Annotated in this window: 9 protein-coding genes; all 9 read right to left on the bottom strand. The window is 33.2% G+C overall.

What is annotated here, in order from left to right:
* Positions 1-13 precede the first annotated feature (13 nt).
* Entirely contained in the window at positions 14-919 is a 906-nt protein-coding gene (locus tag L0669_RS22025; protein ID WP_263759986.1) for a hypothetical protein, read from the bottom strand.
* Between the two features lie 89 nt (positions 920-1,008).
* The gene (locus L0669_RS22020) at positions 1,009-1,809 is read right to left on the bottom strand and encodes a hypothetical protein (RefSeq protein ID WP_263759985.1); all 801 of its coding nucleotides are present in this window, start codon (positions 1,807-1,809) and stop codon (positions 1,009-1,011) included.
* 3 nt (positions 1,810-1,812) lie between these two features.
* Positions 1,813-2,805, bottom strand: coding sequence for a hypothetical protein (locus L0669_RS22015; RefSeq protein WP_263759984.1), 993 nt, complete (start codon positions 2,803-2,805; stop codon positions 1,813-1,815).
* 106 nt (positions 2,806-2,911) lie between these two features.
* The gene (locus L0669_RS22010; protein WP_263759983.1) at positions 2,912-4,096 is read right to left on the bottom strand and encodes a fibronectin type III domain-containing protein; all 1,185 of its coding nucleotides are present in this window, start codon (positions 4,094-4,096) and stop codon (positions 2,912-2,914) included.
* Positions 4,097-4,100: 4 nt separating this feature from the next.
* A complete protein-coding gene (locus tag L0669_RS22005; RefSeq protein WP_263759982.1) occupies positions 4,101-4,961 on the bottom strand; it encodes a DUF5977 domain-containing protein in 861 nt (286 codons plus the stop codon).
* 78 nt (positions 4,962-5,039) lie between these two features.
* A complete protein-coding gene (locus tag L0669_RS22000; RefSeq protein ID WP_263759981.1) occupies positions 5,040-5,408 on the bottom strand; it encodes a phage tail assembly chaperone in 369 nt (122 codons plus the stop codon).
* A gap of 25 nt (positions 5,409-5,433) precedes the next feature.
* The gene (locus L0669_RS21995) at positions 5,434-6,582 is read right to left on the bottom strand and encodes a gp53-like domain-containing protein (RefSeq protein WP_263759980.1); all 1,149 of its coding nucleotides are present in this window, start codon (positions 6,580-6,582) and stop codon (positions 5,434-5,436) included.
* An 89-nt stretch (positions 6,583-6,671) separates the two neighbouring features.
* Positions 6,672-12,428 (bottom strand): vWA domain-containing protein, encoded by a 5,757-nt coding sequence (locus L0669_RS21990; protein WP_263759979.1) that lies wholly within the window; start codon positions 12,426-12,428, stop codon positions 6,672-6,674.
* Positions 12,429-12,441: 13 nt separating this feature from the next.
* Positions 12,442-19,872, bottom strand: a complete 7,431-nt coding sequence (locus L0669_RS21985) for a hypothetical protein (protein ID WP_263759978.1) — start codon at positions 19,870-19,872, stop codon at positions 12,442-12,444.
* Between the last annotated feature and the right edge of the window lie 459 nt (positions 19,873-20,331).

The raw sequence follows: 20,331 nt of genomic DNA, 5'->3' as shown, positions 1-20,331 counted from the left end.
CTAAGAGGATTAATTATTGCAATGAGGTTCCTGTCCAGCCTCTTGATCGTAAAATTGAAAGTCCTGTTGCGTTTGTAGGAGGATTTGGAGTTTTTCCAATAGCTAAATTTCCATTTAGAACACCATCGTTCACACAGTAATCTATTAATTTGTCTTTAATGGACGATGTAAAACTATTACCGCCAATATTAAGTGCTCTAATTTTGGAAGATCCTGTTCTATTAATATCTAATATGGGAGTATTGTTCCATGCGTTTATACTTTCGAATAAGGGACAATTATCAATTGAAATGTTTAAAACTTTTATGCCTACAAAATCTATAAATTTTAGCATTGGACAGTTCGTAAATGTCAAATTAGTAATACTGTTTTGTACCCATTTTATTGTAAAATTTGCAAGTTTTGTACTGGTAATTGGAGAAAGAAATTCAAAATTGTCTTTAGAATTTCCAAAAAATAATTCTCGTAAATTTTCAAAATTGTTCAATAAAAAATAAATATCAGTAACTTTAGTTTCTGCAACATTTAAAACAGTGATTTTATCGTTTGAGGCAGTATCGCTAGGAAGCATTGAACTGGTGAAATTTGCATTACCAGAAAAATCATAACCCACGGTAGACGTTAAAAGATGTGTTCCACCCCAAATACATGTTGTGATGTCGTTATTCTGTAATTGATTCGCTGAAGACCATGTGCATCTGATCCTAGAAAAATCAAGCATTGTTATATTTTTTCCTGGCAAATTAATGTATGTGCAAACCAATTCTTTTGTTGAAAGAAAATAACCTATTTCTTCACCAATAGTATTATTTGATAAGTTGAAATTTTGATTATCAGTAGCTAATCCCTGAAAATAAACATAATTTGATGTAAGACCTACTAGCTTAACATGTATTGCGACATTTGTAATCTTTGTCATTTGTATGTTAAAAGTAGAAGAACTTCCCTTAGTTTTAAAATAGAGATAAAAATTACGTTTTTTGCGGGAGAAAATCGTTTTTCTAAATCTCATAATAATCCATAAATTGAAATTTTATTACTGTCATTTCCTCTTTGTACAAATGAAAAAATGCTATTTTCAGGAATTGGTGAGCCGAAATAACTTCCAGACCATGTTTTTGGGGCTGTTAGAGCAGTATTTACTGTAAAAGCAGGATCAATAATACCTTCAAAATTGAAACCGGGTCTTAATCCTGTAGCAGGAACAGTTATAGTTACACTAGCAGTGAAAGTCACTAGCTTTCCATGCCACGAATCTTGAACCGGTCCTGATGTACTTACGAAAATTTGATTATTGATATCCTGTTTACCACTAATATCCTGATTTATTTGCGCACCAGCTTCAATACCTGAAAGTTTTGTAATTTCCGTTGCACTTATTAATCTTTCTCCCGGAACCTTATCAACTTTATTAAAGGTTAATGCATCAATAAATCCTTTAAGAACTTTTCCTTGTTCTGCAGTAAGCGCTTTTGTACTTCCGCCAGTTATAAGGTCATCTACTAAAATAATATTAAGTGAGTTCTGTACAACTTCGATTGCATCTGCCAGCTTCTGAATATTGTTTAGATTTACATTATCAGAAAGCAACAATGTATTAATAGTGTCGATCAAATCTTTTAAAATTTTTCCCTGTCTGGCATCAAGAGCTTTACCTTCTTGAATGTAATCTAACGCATTATAACTATCAACTTTGATATTTTTTGTGGCTATAAATTCTAATTCTCCTTTTGAATTGGTAACTAAAATTTTGTCTGGATCATCTGTTTCTAAATCAGATACTTTTATTCTATTGTGATTTGTGTGCATTTTTTAAGATATTAGTTCGATATATTTTAAGTTACGAACATCGGAATTTAATAAACTGACAGCTAACTGTAGATTATTTGGAAATGTAGCTGTATTACTTACTGTTGCAATTAAAACTTTTCCATCATTAACATATGCATTTACAATATTTCCAACTTTTCTTAACTCTAAATATTTGCTGCGATCTATTTGTAAGTATCCAACTTGTTGGCCATTAATTCCAAAATAAACCCTATTAGGATCATCACCTTCCATACGGCCATAATCTTCAATATAAAATTTAGTTTCGTTAGTGTTTTTGTCTTTAATAGTTACAAAACTATCTATTCCACCTTTAGATAATGGTGAAAATGGCATATGAAAACGAATTGAAAAATTTTTCGAAACATCTATTAACCTAGTCCATTTCCCAGATGCTCTTACGGTATCACTGATACACAAAGCAGTACCTTTTTCTTTAACATTGATGTTTACTTTATCAATCCAATCAGATTCGACAGAATCATAAACAGTTCCTAATAAAACTGAAAATACATCTGCAAATGTTTTAGAAATTCCATTATTTATTGTAACGTTAAATGTACCATCTGTTTGGCCAGTTGTTATATTAACATGAATTTCATTATCACTTTTAAATTTAAAAGAATTAATAATCTGTCCTTGTATAGCAACAACTGTTTCAGGTGTAAAGAATGAACCCTTTATAATTATATTATTTGTCGTATTTGGAGAATAAATATTTGGAATTAATTCATCTAAATAAGGTTGTTGGTGATTAGATTGATTAAAATTATCAATCAAATCTTTTAGAATTTTACCTTGTCTGGCATCAAGTGCTTTACCTTCCTGATCATAATCTAACGCATTGTAACTATCAACCTTGATATTTTTTGTGGGTATAAATTCTAATTCGCCTTTTGAATTGGTAACTAAAATTTTGTCTGGATCATCTGTTTCTAAGTCAGATACTTTTATTCTGTTGTGATTGGTGTGCATTTTTGTGGTATTTAATTTGTGGCACTAAATGGTATTTTTTTTAAATTTTATTTGGCTGATTTATTTCTAAATCAGCCGGTTTTATTTTATTATGAAATTGTCTTTATTAAAATAAACATTCCAGATAAACCTGTCCAGTTTCAGCGCTTATTGATAGTACAGGTCTGTTATTTGAAATAGGATCATAAGATTCTTTATCACCATTAGAAATTAGGAAAAAGTTATAGGCTTGCCCCGAAACTAGTAGGTCTAATTGAGCAGGAGTCAAATTTATTTCGTTGTACGTTGTAGAATTACGAGGAACAGAAATACTATTGATAAAAGTACTATTGTCCCAGTCATTCCAATCAGGAAGTTGAAATTCTTGATTAACTGGAATTTGAATATTAGATCCAAACAAATTAAAAGTCAAAGCATTACCAACTGTGTTTTCGGCAAACTTAAATTTTATTTTAGCAGATTTTGGCTTGATAGTAATTGATGAAGTATCAATAACACCCCTATATCTATTTAAATAATACAACAAATTATCTGCAGTTACAGCTGCACCCATAAACGTATTATCGGTATATTGTAAATCTGCGGCAAGAGCATTTCTACAGTCATCCCAGGATCTGGATCTTTTTTCGAAAATTACAGATTGTACAGCAGCCAGAGATAAGGTAGAAGGAAGCGTTGTAATAGTTAATACATTACTATTACTTGAATTTCCTGCTACATCTTTTGCTTTTACATAAAAAGTGTACGTACTAGCTGCAGATAGACCTGTGATAGGACAGCGAAGTACATCAGATGAAGTTGAAGTAAGTAAAACTCCGTTTTGATATATATCATAACCCGCAAGTATCCCATTATCTGTTGATGGAGTCCATGATAATATTAATGAATTTGGAGTAATCGAAGACACACTTAAAAACGGACTTGTAGGAGGTATTGAATCAGCAATACAAGTTCCTGAATTATTCGCATAAATTTGTGCATTGTTTTCGAGCCAAATAATAGCCTGATTATTTGCATCAGCTATATTTTCATACGATACAAATTGATTTGCATAAGCAATAAGTTGAACTTCAGTACCTGTTTCTCCGGGAGAGCAATTGTTTTTTGTAACAGTTTTGGTTTGTTGCGTATTATAAAATCGATTGACGGGAGGGCACATTGTTGTATCTAAAGCGGGTGCAATATAATCTGGATCTGTGGCTACATTCGGTTTAATTTCTTCGGTTGAAGTATTGTTATCTGTATAGTATTTTTCTAAAAAAGCAAAAGACTTATATCCTGTGTTTTCCATATTTTTAATAAGTTATTACAACCTTTGCAGTTGATTGATTATTAGAATAGTTAATGTATCCAATAGGAGTAGCCTGGTCTATCGGAAGCTGCGTGCCCTGTACTGAAATATTTTTCGAAAAATTTAATTGCTGTACCTGGTTACCGTCATTATTTATAATGTCTTTACCTTCTTTTATCATTGTACCGCCAAGGAAAGTGGTAATTTCTACATCAATATTTCCGCTAGCCTTAGAAACCCACCAAACTCCAGCCATTCTAATTTGAACATCATTCAGATTAGAATAAACTTCTTTTACTTTTTTAAAGTTTACCAAACAAGTTTCGGTACCTGTTACATCCCGAATGTCACCGCCCCACATAATGTAAGAATCCTGTGCAGTTGCGCTAGTCGGAATTTCATTTCCGAGTCCAAATCCTACCCATTTTTTATCTAAAGCACTTAGACCAGTATTTATAAAACCTGTAAAAGTATCTAAATCAACACCTGCGCCTGGAGCCCATTTGTATTTAATTACCATATAATCAAAAGGCAATAATGTTGTTGGCGGTTCTAATACACATGAAGGATTTGCTCCACGCCATGCGGTAGGTCTAATAGTGCAGGTTCCAATATTGTTGGCATAAGCCTGAACATTTGCCTGAAGCCATGATTGAGCTTGTTCATTAGCATCGTCAATACTTATTTGCGAGACAAATTTATTGGCACCAGCAGCTAAAGTGACAGGATTTCCGGTTGTTCCTTTCAAACAATCATTTTTGTTAACTGCTAAAGTTTTTTCGGTATTGTAATAAACCTGTTCACCTTCTACCGGAGTATAACTGTTTAAATGTGCAAAGGGTTTATATGTTATGTTTTCTTCCATACATTATGTTTTAGTAAGTAATAATGTTGTTTTTTTGTTTTCTAAAACCATTAAAAAAATATTGAGCAATTATTTTTATTACAATGGTTTTGAAGGCCAAACAATAGTTGTTAAGTCATCGAGATCAGTTAAGTCTCTTAGTTCCTGTCTGTAATTTTTCCACTCTGTTTTTTTCTCTTCAGAAAGAGGAGAATCTTCTACTTGAGTCCAGTCAGTTTCAGCAAGTAATATGTTTCTGGTTGTTCTTAAATTTTCCAGAATATCATCCTGGCTTTGAACGAAAGCAGAGTAGGTATGTTTACCATCGATTACTTTGTAATTTTTAGATAAAGCCTGCTGCCATTCTTCTTCGCTTAGTTCAAGATTGGGTTGCGGAATATTTTCATGAATTCCTTCAACATAAAAGCCTGTGTATTCTCCGTTTTCGTTGTATGATCCTTTGTACATTATTTTTTATTTTAAAGTTTTATTATTAATAACCAATTGCAAACATGTATCCGGTACTACCATCAATAATTGCATTATATGATGTGTTTGTAACATTGTAAACATGATTAAAACCTTTATTCCCAGAATCACGTCTATAGGTAGAGAGAACGATACTGCCTACTCTATTTGGAAACGCAATAGGGAAAGCATAATTAGTAGAACCATTCATTATGTAATCCCATTGTAATATTAAGCCGTTACTAAATTTTTGATATCCTCCCGTTAGCGGGATAGCAAAAGGAGCATGCCCGGCATCATAATCAGAAGCTGTAGATGTCGTAACAGAACCATCTGCCATTAAATATTGATTAGAAGCTCCGCCAGTTTTAATAAAACCGTTACTCTCAACAGTTTCTGTAAAAGTTTTATTTCCTTTAACAGATTGATTTGTAGTTAAATCAACATATTTTGTATTTAATTCCGGATCTGTTAAAGAAATTGGACCAGCATACCAATAATCAACTTCAATATTACGATTGCTAATTGGTGCAGAAAACTTAATGACATTACTACCGTCAACGATAGAATAGTCTTTATTTTCTCTAAGCAGCTGACCGTTTTTATATATTCTGGCACTGTACGTCAGAGGTGTTTCTTTTAACGTAATAGTGTCACTATTAAAAGTTAGTTCACCAAAGTTTTCTTTGTAAGGAACAGATGCTTTACCAAACATTGAGTCAGAACTATCAGAGGTTGGATTGGTATTCTTAAACCAATAATTAATTTCAATATTGCGATGGGTAATTTGTTCGGAAAAAGTAATTACTCCAGTATTATGATTTAATGTATAATCTTGATTTTCTTCTAATAACTGCCCATTTTTAAATACTTTAGCACTGTTTTCAATAGGAGAAAATTCTAATTTTATTGATAAACCGGTAAAATCGTCTTCGTATTCTTTGTAAGGAGCATAGCCGTTTCCGGAAAGAATTCCGGAATTTTGAAAAATAGCTTTTAAAAGTGCCGGAGTAACATAATGTTCATTTGATGTACCAGCTTCGACTATTTGAAAATTAGCTTTGTCTTCATCTTTATGAACGAAACTGTCAAAAATCAGATCAAAGTCATTTTGTGTTGGTATGTCCTTGTCCTGGAATTTAGTGCGAATATCATTTCTGCGTGTTGTTGCCATGTTGTTTAATTTTATTTCTTGCTTTAAATTTTATTGATTAGCTTGATTTTAGTACCAATGAAATGACTTCATTGGTACTAAATAGAATTTTAAAGAGTTAAGATTTTTTCTTCACTACTAAACATTCCTGATGAGTTTTCAGAAATTAATTTGAAATGATGATAAATTCTTTCACCATCTTCATTTTTAATAATTAATTCATCTGTAAAAGATTTTACACTTTCCAGCGGGAGAATGACATTATTTAAGTTAGAAGAAACTTCATGAATTTTTTCCCAATTTCCTGAGCGGGTCATTTTATATAAATGATATTTACCATTATGAACTGTTTTTTTCCAATTGAAAATCACTGGTTTTAAGACCTCTGCATTTGCTCCTGTTACATTTCCTGATGCTTCTAACAGAGGAGATTCAGGCGAAATAGTATCAGCAATTACTGTAGCTGTAATTTTTGAAGGCTGAGAGGGCGCATAGTCAATATTTATAATGGGATTTTCTTTAGTCGAAGCAGGATCTGCATATTCGATTTTTCTTGAAACCGTAATTCGGTAGAAAAGACCATCGCCAAACGGAACAAAATCTAAATCTTCAAATTCGTCATAAACCGTCCAGACATTATCAAACTCTTTAGATAAAGTATCTTCATCAATTAAAATTTCTTTAGCCAGTGTCATCGTTCTTATCGATTGTGCATCCAGCATTGAAGAGGCGCGATAAACATTGATTTTCCCAATTTTATATTCCGGCTGATAAGTATTTATTTCAAACTGAATCGAAGGTTTAATTCCTAAAACCTGATTTTCAAGAATTGGCATGATTCTCTTAATTTCCGGTGTTTGAGGCGGATTTGAAGCTACCAGTTTTACAGGCCCTATAGGATCACTAAGTTCACTGAAATTCATCTTAATATCCATTTCGCGTACCGCATAGAAATAAATACTTTGCGAGTTTCCATCCAAATTAAAATCGGTAAACTGCGTTATATTGTCAGTTTCATTAACGATCTTCATCATTGGGGCAATGTCAAAATCCGGATCAGTTGGTTTTAAGGCATGACCATTTTTGTCTTTAATAGTTTGTTTTTTATTGGTTGGGACATAATTTTTGTCTTTAATGTATTCATAAACAACGGGTACTTCTGTTAACGGAACATAGGCTGATTTTATCGCTTCTTCGATGAAATAAGCTGCCAAAATTGGTTTTTCGACTCCTTTTGAGATTATTACCTTATTAAGTGCTGTTAATGAAGTAATTTTAGGCTCTTTAAAATCCGGATTAATCTGTGCCTTATTATGCCATTCGATAAAATCATTAATTAAGGCTATAAACTGTTTATTATCCGGTAATGGTAGTCTATATTTTGAACCAGATCCATTTTCAGGAAAGGTTTTGTATTGACTATTAGTTTCATGATAATTAAAGTTTAAAAAGTTTTTCCATCTTTGGTCAAAATCAGATTCTTCATTCCCTCCAAGTTTATTTAGTTCTTCACGAATCGTATTGATAGTCGTTGTTTCATATAAAAGATTCAGAAAATCTTGCTCATTGGCTCTATAATGTAATGCACCATAAGGTTTACGATCTTTTTTGTATTGAGTAGTAAAAGTAAAAGTCGAACGATTGTAAAAATCAGGTCTTGTGGCATATAAATTATAGCCTTCTGTAATTACAGGCTTTTCGGCCTTTTCAACTTTAACAGCATACATCGGACTAGGAATACTAATTTTTGATTTGTACTCGAAAGTTGGTCGAACAGCACGAGAGCTTATCCCGAAAATAGAGTAGTGTGTACTTTCACCTGCTTTGGGCTGAATATTTTCTTTAGTAATTCCAGAAGCTTGATCTTTATACAGATATACTTTATAACTAGGATAATAGTTTACTTCTCGATCACCAACAATGATTTCATCGTGGTTTTCATCCATTATTTGATTTACATAATCTCCTAATTTGAAATCGGTATCGTTTACATATAAAATTAAATTTCCAGTTTTACCAATATTTTCGGTTCGAACAACTTTAAACTCTTTTCTGGTTTTTACCGGAACCGAAACTCCTTCCTTAACAGCGCTTTTTGTAAACAAACGAACAATACCATTCGACCATTCTACCGAGTTTTCGTTTTCTGGTTTAAACTGAGGATGCTGAGGTAAATTAAAATCAGTAAAAGTAATTTGATATAAACCTAAGTGTTTTTCGTCAGCTAATTTGATTGGATTTTTATCTTTATCCAATTCATATTGACCGTCTTTATCCATTTTGTATGTAGCTTCCAACACTCTTTCGATCCTGGCAGATTCCCAGATACCTCTTGTTTTTTCTAGTTGCAGCTCTTTTGTATTTTCGCTTTCCGGCTGAATAACTTCACGATGAACCTCATTTAAACTTGCAGGATATTGTACTTTAAAATCAATTTCAGGTTTATGCCAGTTAGCGTCTGTTAACATGTTTTGAACCAGAGTACACAATTTACTCTCAGGCATTGCAATGCCTTTAATTTGGTCAGAATCAATAGTTGCATCTCCATCAGAATGAGTGCTGTCACTTACTTCTTTTTTAAGCACTGTTATGTTAGCATAATCAAATTCGTCGGGGTCTTGAGGACGTTGTTTTGGTTTAATAAAAACCTTAATATTTTGAATTACATAATTTTGATCTCCAACTGTTAGAATTCCTCCGGTAAATCTTGTTTTATTATTTTCTGTTAATGTTACTTTAACTTCTTCGCCGCTGCTAAGAACTTTATACTCTCTTATTGTAATAATTGAAGTAAGTTCATCAGAGTTATCAATTTTATCAATTTCGCCGTACTCTACTTCAGGAAGTCCGTCTTTGTAGTATAGTTTAAAATGATCTGCAAATATCTCTTCACTATCAGGAAAAATACTTTTTGTGTTTTTCTCTGCTTCTTCAGCAGACATTTCTAAAGGAACAGTATAGCTTAATAATTCCTGAGCTGAGTAATAGTCGAACAAAATCCTAACTAATGTTTGATCGTCTCCTATAATTTTTCCAAGACGCTCTTGTTCTGTCTGAGATGTAAACATCAATGGGTTTTCTTCAGTAACTAGCAATGTATTAATACCAGTTGGAGGCATTAAATTGTTTGCAGGTTTAATATCAGATTCAATACTGATTTGTCTTCCTGCTGTTGCTCTTGAGAAAATGTTAATACCATATCCCTGGTAGATGTATGTTTTTTTACCAACTTCTTCCTGACGAACATTTAAAATTGATTTACCAGATTCAGGAATAATAATCGGAACTGGTTCATAATAAGATTTATTAAGGTTTTTATCGACATTGCGATATTCTAAATCAAAGGATAACTCTGGTTTTCTCCAGCCTGTTTCTCCATCAATTTTAAAATCGACACCTACATAAATTGGGAATGTGAATGAACTTCCGTCATATTCTACTGTTGACTTAAAGAATTCAGGATTAATGTCATAATCCATAACATCATCCATAAATAAACTGATATATCTTTTTTTACCATCAAAACTGTATCCGTTTGGATCTGTAATTTGAGCATTTTGATTTTCATCAGAACCTACATTTAAACCAGTTTCAATTTTATTTAATTGAACAGGAAGAGAAAAACGTTCTGTGGCGATAGAAGTTGGAATACTCATAGAAAGATGCTGTACTTCACGTGGTCCGGCACCATTTCCTAAATCACCAAAAGTGGTATATTCTGTTAGATAAACATACTCTCCGGAGAGAACTTCATCATCAATATCAATACAACCTAAACCTAACATACGAGCAATATGATAATCGTTTGCCGCAATATTTAATAAATCAAGATTAGATATTTTTGAAGCATCGTCTTGTTCTTCTCCCGGTTCTGGTTCTTTATTTTCATCAAGATCTCCAAAGTTGATAGGTTCTAATGCAGTTGGATCATTTGGATTTTCACTTAATTCGATATAACGTTCAACAATTGACTTAATATTTTTGTCGCCTTTATCATCTGGAATAGTTGGTCTGTTCCATTTTTCTTTATAATTGGCAATATTTACATATTCATCATCATTGTATTTGAGCCATTTTCCGTGAACTGCATTGATTTTTGGTTCTAATTGTTCAAAAACCTTAACGTCATTATCGCTTAAACCATATTCTCCTTTTAAATTCCAGTCTGCGTTAGTATTGGCATGAGTGATAAAATCAGCGTAATATTCAAAATCGATAGCACTCAAAAGACAGTTGTTGGCTTTTAATCGAATACTTCTTCCATTCTCAGCAATTAAACGAATATTGTTTACTTGTGTTGAGGAATAGGTTTTTCGATTGGTTACTCTTTTGGCTGCAATAATAGTATTTTCGGCAACAGATAAAGTTTCTAATTTAACATTGCTAGAAGATGTTATAGATGAAAAGTTTAATTCAGCAGCAAAAAACAGTTCGTTTTTATTTTCAATTTCAATCAAATTGTTTCCATATGCTTGTAAAAAAGCAACGGGACTAACTAATGGATCTATACTAATTTTAAGCGACTTATATTTTGTTTTATTTTGAAATGTAACATAAATCGATCTCTTCGAATCTGTTGTTTTGTAAATCCATAATGCTTTTTGATTATCAACAACATTTGGTTTTTGGGTTAAATCTAAAGTGTGACTTACTTTGGTATACGGAGCTCTGTACAGTTTTACAAAGTCTTTTGGTTTATTAAAATTAATTTTTTCTCCTTTATATAAATCTCCTTTTGGTAGATGATTTTCTCCTAATTTACCTGCAAGAAGCCATCGAAGATGAATTCCCATTGTACTGTCAACTCCTTTCGAGCCTGCAGCTGCAATTTGCAAATAGGTAGACTGCATGTTTGTTTTTCCTGAAGTAATATCAATTACTGATGAATCTTTACCAACTTTAAAATTGATACTAAAACCGTATGGATTTTTAACATTATTTAAAACAATCGGAGTAGAAAAATTACCAAGTGCCAATGGTTTTCCTTCAATTCGAACTACGGCTTCAATTTGTGCCGAACCCGGAATTGTAACAGCGTCCTGAAGTTTAAAAATTACACCATTTAAACTTCCCACACTGTGTATCTTTGTTCCGGAGCTTAAGCTTAGAGGAACCCGGCTTTTGTTTCGAAGAACCAGTGTTCCCGCTTGCTTGCTTATTGTTATACCTTTGTTTAAAACAGGGTAAACAATATTGCTTTTGATAATGCTTACGTTCGGGATACAACCTATTTGAGCCGTAGTCAAATCAGCAGCAAGTTTATTTAATTCTGTTCCTAAGGTGGTAAAATCCGGAACTCTAATATAATCTGAATCCAGGGCCGAAAGCTTATTTTCCTTTAATTTAGGTGTTCTTTCTAAAAAGGTGTTTAAAGGTGTAGTTAATTCCTTAATATCCTCTAAAGTACTCGTAACGCCATAAACAAAAACCTGTGATTTTAGATTTAAATCAGTGAATAAACCTTTTAAAAATTCAGAATTATTTACCTGAATTCCGTCAGTTATAACGAAGACAATATCAGGATTTACAGGTAAATTTTTAGCAGTTTGCAAACCAGATGCCCAGTAATCAGACTGGATAGTAACTTTACCATTTCCATATAAATTAATCCAACTTAAAAAATCTTGTTCATTTCCAGCAATTTTTTTCTGAATAACATTATCGGTTCTGACAGCAGTATCGCTGTCAGACATTCCGATTAATGAAAGGGTGATTTTACTTTGAGCCTGAGACGTAATAAAGGCAGTAAGTCCATCTTTAATTTGTTGTGCTTCATTGGTGTTTATCGAACCCGATTCATCAACAACGATTGCTATATAAGTTTCGCAGCCCGAAGTCTGGCTGGCTTGAAGATTTATAGAACTCATTTTTTATTGTTTTTTAAAGATTTATATTTTCTGATTCTTCTTGTAGTTGTACTTGTATGTCTTGCTTGTCAATTGATGAAGTCAATACTCGTGTTTCATTTACTGCAATTACTTCGTTACTCCACATTCTGTAATCAAACATGATAGACAGATTAGGTTCTGTAATGATTTTACCGTCATGCATGATCAATACCTGCGAATAATCTTTTGAATGCAATACTTTGTAAGCGTCGTTTTTAGTGTATGCTTTCTTTTCGCCTTCTGTAATAGTTACCACAGAAATAGTATTCTGGATTTCCTTTAATGGTATTTTAGGAATATTAAAAGGCTCCGGATTACGAATTAAAAGTGCAATGATTTTACCTGTATTGGTATCAATAATTTTATTCACTTCAGTATTTTGAGCCGGATCAAGAGGAGAAAGTTTTAAGACTCCTTCAATAGCGCGATCAAACGAATGCTGATATTTTAAAACCATTGCATCACTTAATGCATTTGATTCGGTTTTTGCCGCTGTCAGATGATATAAAGCATCAATTTGTTCCTGGTTTACATTTACACTGACATCAAATAACGCTTTACGTTCTGTGACTTTATCAATATTGTAACTCTGAATTTGTTCTTCAAAATTTTTGTAACGAGAAGTCTGGAATCCGTATTGATGTACTAAAACATTTTCTTTTTCGTCTACTTCTTTGTTTTGCTTAACATCATAATAATTATTAGCTAAAATGGTATAGAGTTTCGATGGCTGTAAATCAGTTAGTTTTACTTCATAACTATAAGATTTTGGTTGTAAAGGATCTCCTAGTAGTTTACCACACGTCATATCAGGTTGAGCATTGATAAAGTTATTTACCAACTGAACACCTAACGGAATCCTAGGATCATTATCACTTACCCATTTTGGTATTTCTTCTGCTCTTGGATACGTTACTGTTCCTTTTTCCGGAAGCGGATAGGGAATAAGGGTATCATTTAGCGGATCTTTTATAATAAGATTCAATGATCCCTGGATTTCGCCTCTCTTATTGCCATAATCTGACCAGCCTTTAAACATATGATACACATAAGGACTTGTAAAAAACATCGAGATCTTACATTGCTCATGTCCGTAGAATACAGGTTTAGATTGCAATAAACTTCCATCGGCATTTGGATAAGAACGGTTATAATCGAGATATTGTCTTAACGAAGTCAATGGTGATTTTGATAGATCTGTCAATTCGTTATTTACCGGAGGTTGCTCGCCTGGTAATAAAGGTTCCGGAATAGGATCAGGAACAGGATAATGTCCAACAGGTCCTAATGTTTTAAATCCGTAGAAATAATCAAAATCGATTGGTTTTTTATCATCTACTGTATCAGTTAATCTAAAATTTAAGCAATATGTTGTATTGGGTCTCCAAATTGGCTGAACTGTATTTTGTATAGCAGCTGTCATTGACTTTCGGTTTTCCAGTACAGCCTCTCTTTGAGGAATTGTTGTATTATGGAAATAGCTCTCTTTACTTAACCATTCAACACTCTGAACGCTGGTTGTATAATCTAATTCCGGATCTTCTTCGGCATATCCGTTTGAACAAATCGCATCATTAACTGTAATTAATTTAGAATTTTTAGTTCCTCTGTTATAATTCACATTCGCAATTAAAGGAAGTGCTGTTAAACTTGTCGTTCCAGTTGTTAATGTTGATAATGATGTACTTAGTGTAACATTTTCTGCAGCGTATAAAGAACAATTTTCAAACTGATTATTAAACAATGAGAAGTAAACTCCTTTTTCTTTTGGTTTAGATGAAAGCATCAGAATTTCATTTACAGAAGGTTCATTTTGAATATGAATAATAGATGCATTTTCGACTGCATTTCCTCTTTTAATTAATCTGATAAGCTTTAATGCTGAATCGAAAACAAATAAGTAATCTTTATTATACGCAATAATCGAGTTGTCAGCTAAAGTTTTATTAGATAAGTAAATTGCCGAATCGAAAATGGTATCTTGTTTTACAATATCTAATGAATTTCCTGTAATTTGAGCCAAACCAAATTTTCCGTTTGAAAATTGAACAGTTACCAGAATTTTTCCGTCTGTAATAACCGCATCGATGATTTCAGATACAGATGCATCAGAAAGTACTTTTGTTTCCTCTACAGAAATTACTCTTGTATTTGTATTAAGATTGAAGCGAATAATTTCTTTGCCCTTTGTAATCAAACTAAATTGAGTATCACTATGCTGAAGAACTTTAATTGCTTTTCCATTTATTTTTGCACGCTGAATAAGAGCACGATCGCTTCCGTTGACCCAATTGATCTGAGTTTCGTTTTCTACTGTATTAATCCAAAGCAATTCATTATTAGCTAAAGGCAATATTTTGTTAAATCCTAAAGAATAAGTGTTTAGATATTGTGTGCCAGTACTTAAATTCAATTCGTCATCAAGTTCAATAATAGCCATTGCGTCTATAGAAGATTCGCATCCTATAATAAAATCCAGATCGATCACAGCTTCTCCAATTCCTTTGCATTGAGTAGCTTTTAATGCTTGCGTTACTAATACATTTCCGTTTACAACTTGCATTGAAGTCACAACTCCGTTTAGAAAACGTTCTCTAATAATATCTCCTTTTGAGTTAATTTGTAGAAGCACAGTTGTATTGGCCTGCGGATGGAAAGAAATAATATAAGTATCATTGTATTTGATTACTTTATCAAAAGCATACGAATCTTTTCCTTTATATCCGTAATAATGAGTAAAAGTCAACGCGTTTGGTGTTTCCTCCTGAATACTATCATTTCCGGCATTAGCTTTTAATTCGTTTAATTTTGCAATTAGCAAATCATACTTCTCAAGATCACGAGGGCCAGACATTACAAAATCTCCATTTGCGCTAGTGTAAGTATCGTCAAATAATGCTGCAATTTGGTTTCTGATATCTTTAATTTCTGCTGCTTTTGCCGCAATTGGCGTAATTACAATTTTGTCGATTTTAGTTTTAGAAACCGGATCAGATTCTTGACTGAATAAAATTATTTCGTTTAATAATTCCGCTTTTGTATAGGTTAATTCTTGAGAAACTTCTCCATTAAAAGTTTTTCTTATATCGACAATTTCATAAACAGGCAGTTTATCTCCTTCTTTTTTAATAACTGAGGTATACGCTTTTATTTTTACTTCTTTTGCCTGTGTTGTAAGTTTAAACGCTGGTTCGATAGCCGATTGAGGAAAAATAATTTCTAACTCATTGTAGTTTTTGAATGCTAATGATTTAATGAATTTATGAGGATTTCTCTCTCCGGTAATGCTCATAAAATCGCCTTCTATAACTTGGCTGTTTTCCAGAATTTCAGGAACTTCTCCAATTAGTTTAAAAAACAATCCGTCAATTTTATCAGCGGTATATTGCGTTGGAACATAGTAGCGCTTTCCAATTTGTTTTCTAAGGAAGTCAGTATGTTCTTTTTTAATTTTACTAGATACACAGAACAATTTTGAAGGTGTAATTCCGAATTGTTCCGGTACATGCCATCCTGGTTCTCCAGAACTTAAAAATGAAAAAGGATCTGTTGCTAAAACACGAATACTGTCGTACTGGTCAATTGCTTTCTGCCATTGTGCCCAAGGTAAAGCTGAAACCAGACTGCGAGCTTCAGGGGTGTTTTCTACAACAGCTTCAAAAGGATGATAATTTTCCCAATCAGAACCATTCCAGGATTTTAATTCAATTGACTTAATGGCATATCTATGTTTAACCTGGCGAATTGGTCTTCCGGCAATCTTTTCAATTGGCGGCATCATATCGGTATAATTTTTAGCATCACCAGTATATCCTCCAATTATTTTAGATAATGATGGATCTGGTAATAAACCTTTTGCCATTTTAATATCGATATACGTATCCAGCGGAATTATATTTTCAATTAGCCCTGCTTTTGGCATTCCTTTGTCAAATTGATTTTCATTATAGCCCTTCTCTTCTGGCGATTTGAAATAATCAAGAGCAAAAGCCTGGTTGGTAAGCATGTGAACACCTTTTACATTTTCTAATGTTCGGTTATCCTTCTCGTCTCCAAATGTTCCTTTAGGCAGCGGACTGTAAGGTGTACGATCAACAATTCGGTTAATATCCCATTGAAGTTCTACAACAAATCTTTTGCGAACTCTGACAAAACCAATTTTTACACGTACGCTTAATTCTAGTTTTGCATAAATCAGGAATGGTCTAAAAGATTCTACAGAGAAAATAGTATCCAGAACAATTTCAACATTAATAATCCAAAGTTTAATTTGAATACCACCACCAGCAGTGATATAACCACCCATTTGCGGACGTTTGAAAGAAATTTTCCCACCTAATTCTAAATAAGCCCACAATTTTACTTTTGCCGGACCAAAGCTTTTTTGGAGCTTAAAGTCTAATCGTGCACCTGCCTCAATTCCCTGAGCCGAAAGCATAATAAAAGCCTTAGCAGAAAATAAAGTCAGAATTCTGGCCATAATTGGGTCTTTTCTGGATCCAATATTTACATACCAGGGTTTCTGATTTTTAAAGAAGAATCCTGCTTCTAGTAAAGCATGAAGCTTAAAAATTTCTCCACTATCTTTAGGAATACTAAAATCTGCTCCGGCAGCTAATTCTAACGAATCGTCTCCAAATGCTACCATTGCAAAGAAAGGAGGATTACTAGGATCATCTTCGATAAGACCTAATCGTCCGGCAATAACATTTAATCCTGCTTCGATATAAAATAGAGTAGGAAGAGACAACAATAGCATTGCTCTTAAAGACAATACATGTCCGCCATCGGCAATGGTTCCAAAAGTAGCTCCGGCTCCAATAGAGAATGGCGATTTATACTGCATAGAATCAGGCGGCCCGCTGAATTTATTGATATTAATTCCAGGTTTTGGATGTTTGTAAAACTCGTACCATGAATTATCCTTATTTAATCCGGCAGCTTCTTTGGTTGCTACATACCTATATCCTAGCAAACCTCTAAAAGCAGAAATAGCAAGAAATCCTAACGGAATAGGTGTAGGCAGTTCGATATAAGCATCTACTAAAAATGCAGGATATTTAGGCATAAAACGCATGGCAACACCACCTGAAATTTTTGCTTTTGGTAGCTTTAAAGAGACTTGTCCTTTAAATTCCTGAGATTTTCCAGGTTCAGGAAGTGAAATCATACCGTTGATGATGGCCATTGCAGATGCTTCTGTAGCTGTTCCCGGAATAATTAAATCAACTTCAATAGTTTGTATTCTAATAAACGATTCTTCGTGACCTTCTTCAGTACAGTAATAGTATTTGACACCTTCACCACGAGCGTCAACTCCAAGTGGATTGATGCTGATAGCACCGTCAAAACCAAAGAAATTATATTTACGTCCGTTAATTTGGGTAGAACCAAAGTTTACGTTTGTAACCGACATTTTAACTGGACCAAGCTCTAATGAAAAGTTGATAGGAATTGGGATTGAACCACCTTCGACCTCGATACTTCCGTCACTGTAAATTCTAAGTTTTTCAATGTTAATTCCTTGCCCTTTCATTAATCGCTGCATCACAACGCTTGGAAACGAAACATAACATGAAGTCCCTATATAGTAATCTCTATCTTGTTTCCCTAGTTCGAAACTGTAAAAATCAAAATCAACAAGATTAAATAAGTTGGCACGCGGAGCTGTTTCTTTAGGGAAAGAAGCGGTAAGGTTAAAATCGCCATCATCATACAAATGACCTTCTAATGTAGAGCTGAAAGGTAATCTGGTGCCGTCTTTTTGCGTTACCTGAAGTTTTTCAAACAGTAATTTTCCTTTAATATTAGAACCTATTACTTTGTTCTGTTTAAACGAAATATCAAATTTATTGAAACCAATTTTAAAACCTTTTTCCGGAGAACCAATAGTTTTCCAAAGTGTATTATCCGCATTTAATTCGGATAAAAAACTTTGATATTCTTTAGCATTACTAAAAGTATAAGTTGTAGAGGACTTAATAGTGGTAGAAGCTAAACTAGAAAGTGTTGTTAATGATAAAGGATAGTCAAAAGCATAAGGTTTTCCTTTGCTGTTTAATTCTTGTAAAAAGGTAATTAAAGATTCATAATTGGCAATTTCTTTTTTATTTACAGCATCATTTTCACCCCTGTCGAACATGGCGATAGGATAATTGAAATTGAATTTGTCGTTAAAGTAATTAAATGTGGTGCCAATACTTTTAACGGTTTCCAGGTAAATATTTCCAGAAAGACCGCCAGAACCTACTAATAAATCTGAAGCACCAATTCTTAGTGTTTTGTTGTCATTATCAGAGCTATGAAACCATTTAGATGGTAATGTAACCGAAACGGCGCGTGCATAAACGCCAACGAAATCATTAGGGCGTCCGTCAGCATCTGCTTCAGGAATATTGGTTTTCTTGCTTAAATCGACTTTTAAAGTATCTAATTCAAGAATTAAACCTGTACTACCAATCATCGCAAATGTAGAAGGGCTTAAACTTCCTCCTAATTCTAATTGATAGCCAATTCCGGCTTCAGTATCGGCATATAATTGTGCCTGACTAAATACAAACATCGATTTTGCAGTAGGGTCTGGGTAAGCGCTACCATCTTCATTAATTGGTTTTAATACATTTTGAGGAAATTCAATACCGGCACTCAAAGCTAAAGTTGCTTTGGCTTTTGGAGTAATGATTCTTCTGATATGAGCTTCTATACCATCTGGAGCAATGATATTATAGAATTCTTGTAATTTTTGTTTGGTTGTATTTAAATCTTCATTTAAAATATAAGTAGCAAATAACACTAACGGTATTGTTTCTGTAATAGCCGTATTGGTGTTGATAAGTGTAATTATACTATTAATAGATTGTTCTACACCTTCAGGAAGTTTTAGTTTTTGTGCTTCAGGTAAATTCAGAAGTCCGTTAATATCTTCTAAAATCGTTTCGTATTTTGTTTTTCCTTCTTCGGCTTCAACAAAAATGTTCAGCATGTGGGCTACAACTTGTGCTTCGCTGATGCGGAAAACCTGTAAGCCTACAGAATAAAAATCTTTGACCGAAAAAGAGAAACTACTAGAACTGAAAGTTTTTAGAAAAGCTAAAATTTCCCACTGATATTCTAAAGTAATAGGAAATGAGGAAATCGTAGAATCTCCGTCAAGATCGGGATTAAGTACAAGCCCTAAACCAAATGGTAACGGAAGAGCAAGTCTTTCGCTGGTAACAATATCAAGGCTGTAAAAGGCCGAATCGCCGCGATATCCTTTAGAATATTGTAAGTTTTTGTAATGAATTTTATCAAAGATGGCATTTAAACCATTTTCGACAAATGATAAAAATTCAGGTAAATCGTCTACAGTAATTATCTCAGATAATCGGGGATAATATCTTGCTGCAGGAATTGGAACCGCAGGAATAGGATTAGTTGGCATATTCTAATGTGTTTTTGACTTTAATTTTGTTCATATTCTGAATGATTAAATTGTTGTTTGATTAAACCATTTTTGCGATTAAAGGCATATTTTTTGGTTAGCTGTATAGTTTAGTTTGATTTAATTCATTCAAGCTTATTACTGTTTTTTAAAATGTTCTTTTTTGTTTTTTGCACTGTTTATTCCTTTTGATAGTGTAAAGATCAGCTTAAATAAGAGGTTTAAGAAGCAGCTGCTTAGTGGTTTAACATGGATGTTCTATGGCTTTACAAGGTTGTAAAGTAAGTGGAGAACATAGGGAGTTTTATTTTTACAAATTAGATAATAATAGCACAGGAGAACTTGTAAGAAGAAGTTCTTTAGGGTATTAAAAACTGGTTTATGGGTACTTTTATCTTACGATTTAAGTTGTAGTAAAAGTGTATAATCTCTCATTAAAGAATGAAATTAAGTTTCCTG

Source organism: Flavobacterium bizetiae, from assembly GCF_024271895.1.
GTDB lineage: Bacteria > Bacteroidota > Bacteroidia > Flavobacteriales > Flavobacteriaceae > Flavobacterium > Flavobacterium bizetiae.
The sequence above is the reverse complement of the archived record's forward strand: the minus strand, read 5'-3'. Positions and strand labels throughout refer to the sequence as shown.

Bases quoted from the DNA above. Each gene is read 5' to 3' on its own strand.
- L0669_RS21990 (WP_263759979.1), bottom strand. From the start codon at position 12,428: ATGAGTTCTATAAATCTTCAAGCCAGCCAGACTTCGGGCTGCGAAACT.
- L0669_RS22025 (WP_263759986.1), bottom strand. From the start codon at position 919: ATGACAAAGATTACAAATGTCGCAATACATGTTAAGCTAGTAGGTCTT.
- L0669_RS22000 (WP_263759981.1), bottom strand. From the start codon at position 5,408: ATGTACAAAGGATCATACAACGAAAACGGAGAATACACAGGCTTTTAT.
- L0669_RS22005 (WP_263759982.1), bottom strand. From the start codon at position 4,961: ATGGAAGAAAACATAACATATAAACCCTTTGCACATTTAAACAGTTAT.
- L0669_RS22020 (WP_263759985.1), bottom strand. From the start codon at position 1,809: ATGCACACAAATCACAATAGAATAAAAGTATCTGATTTAGAAACAGAT.
- L0669_RS21995 (WP_263759980.1), bottom strand. From the start codon at position 6,582: ATGGCAACAACACGCAGAAATGATATTCGCACTAAATTCCAGGACAAG.
- L0669_RS22010 (WP_263759983.1), bottom strand. From the start codon at position 4,096: ATGGAAAACACAGGATATAAGTCTTTTGCTTTTTTAGAAAAATACTAT.
- L0669_RS21985 (WP_263759978.1), bottom strand. From the start codon at position 19,872: ATGCCAACTAATCCTATTCCTGCGGTTCCAATTCCTGCAGCAAGATAT.
- L0669_RS22015 (WP_263759984.1), bottom strand. From the start codon at position 2,805: ATGCACACCAATCACAACAGAATAAAAGTATCTGACTTAGAAACAGAT.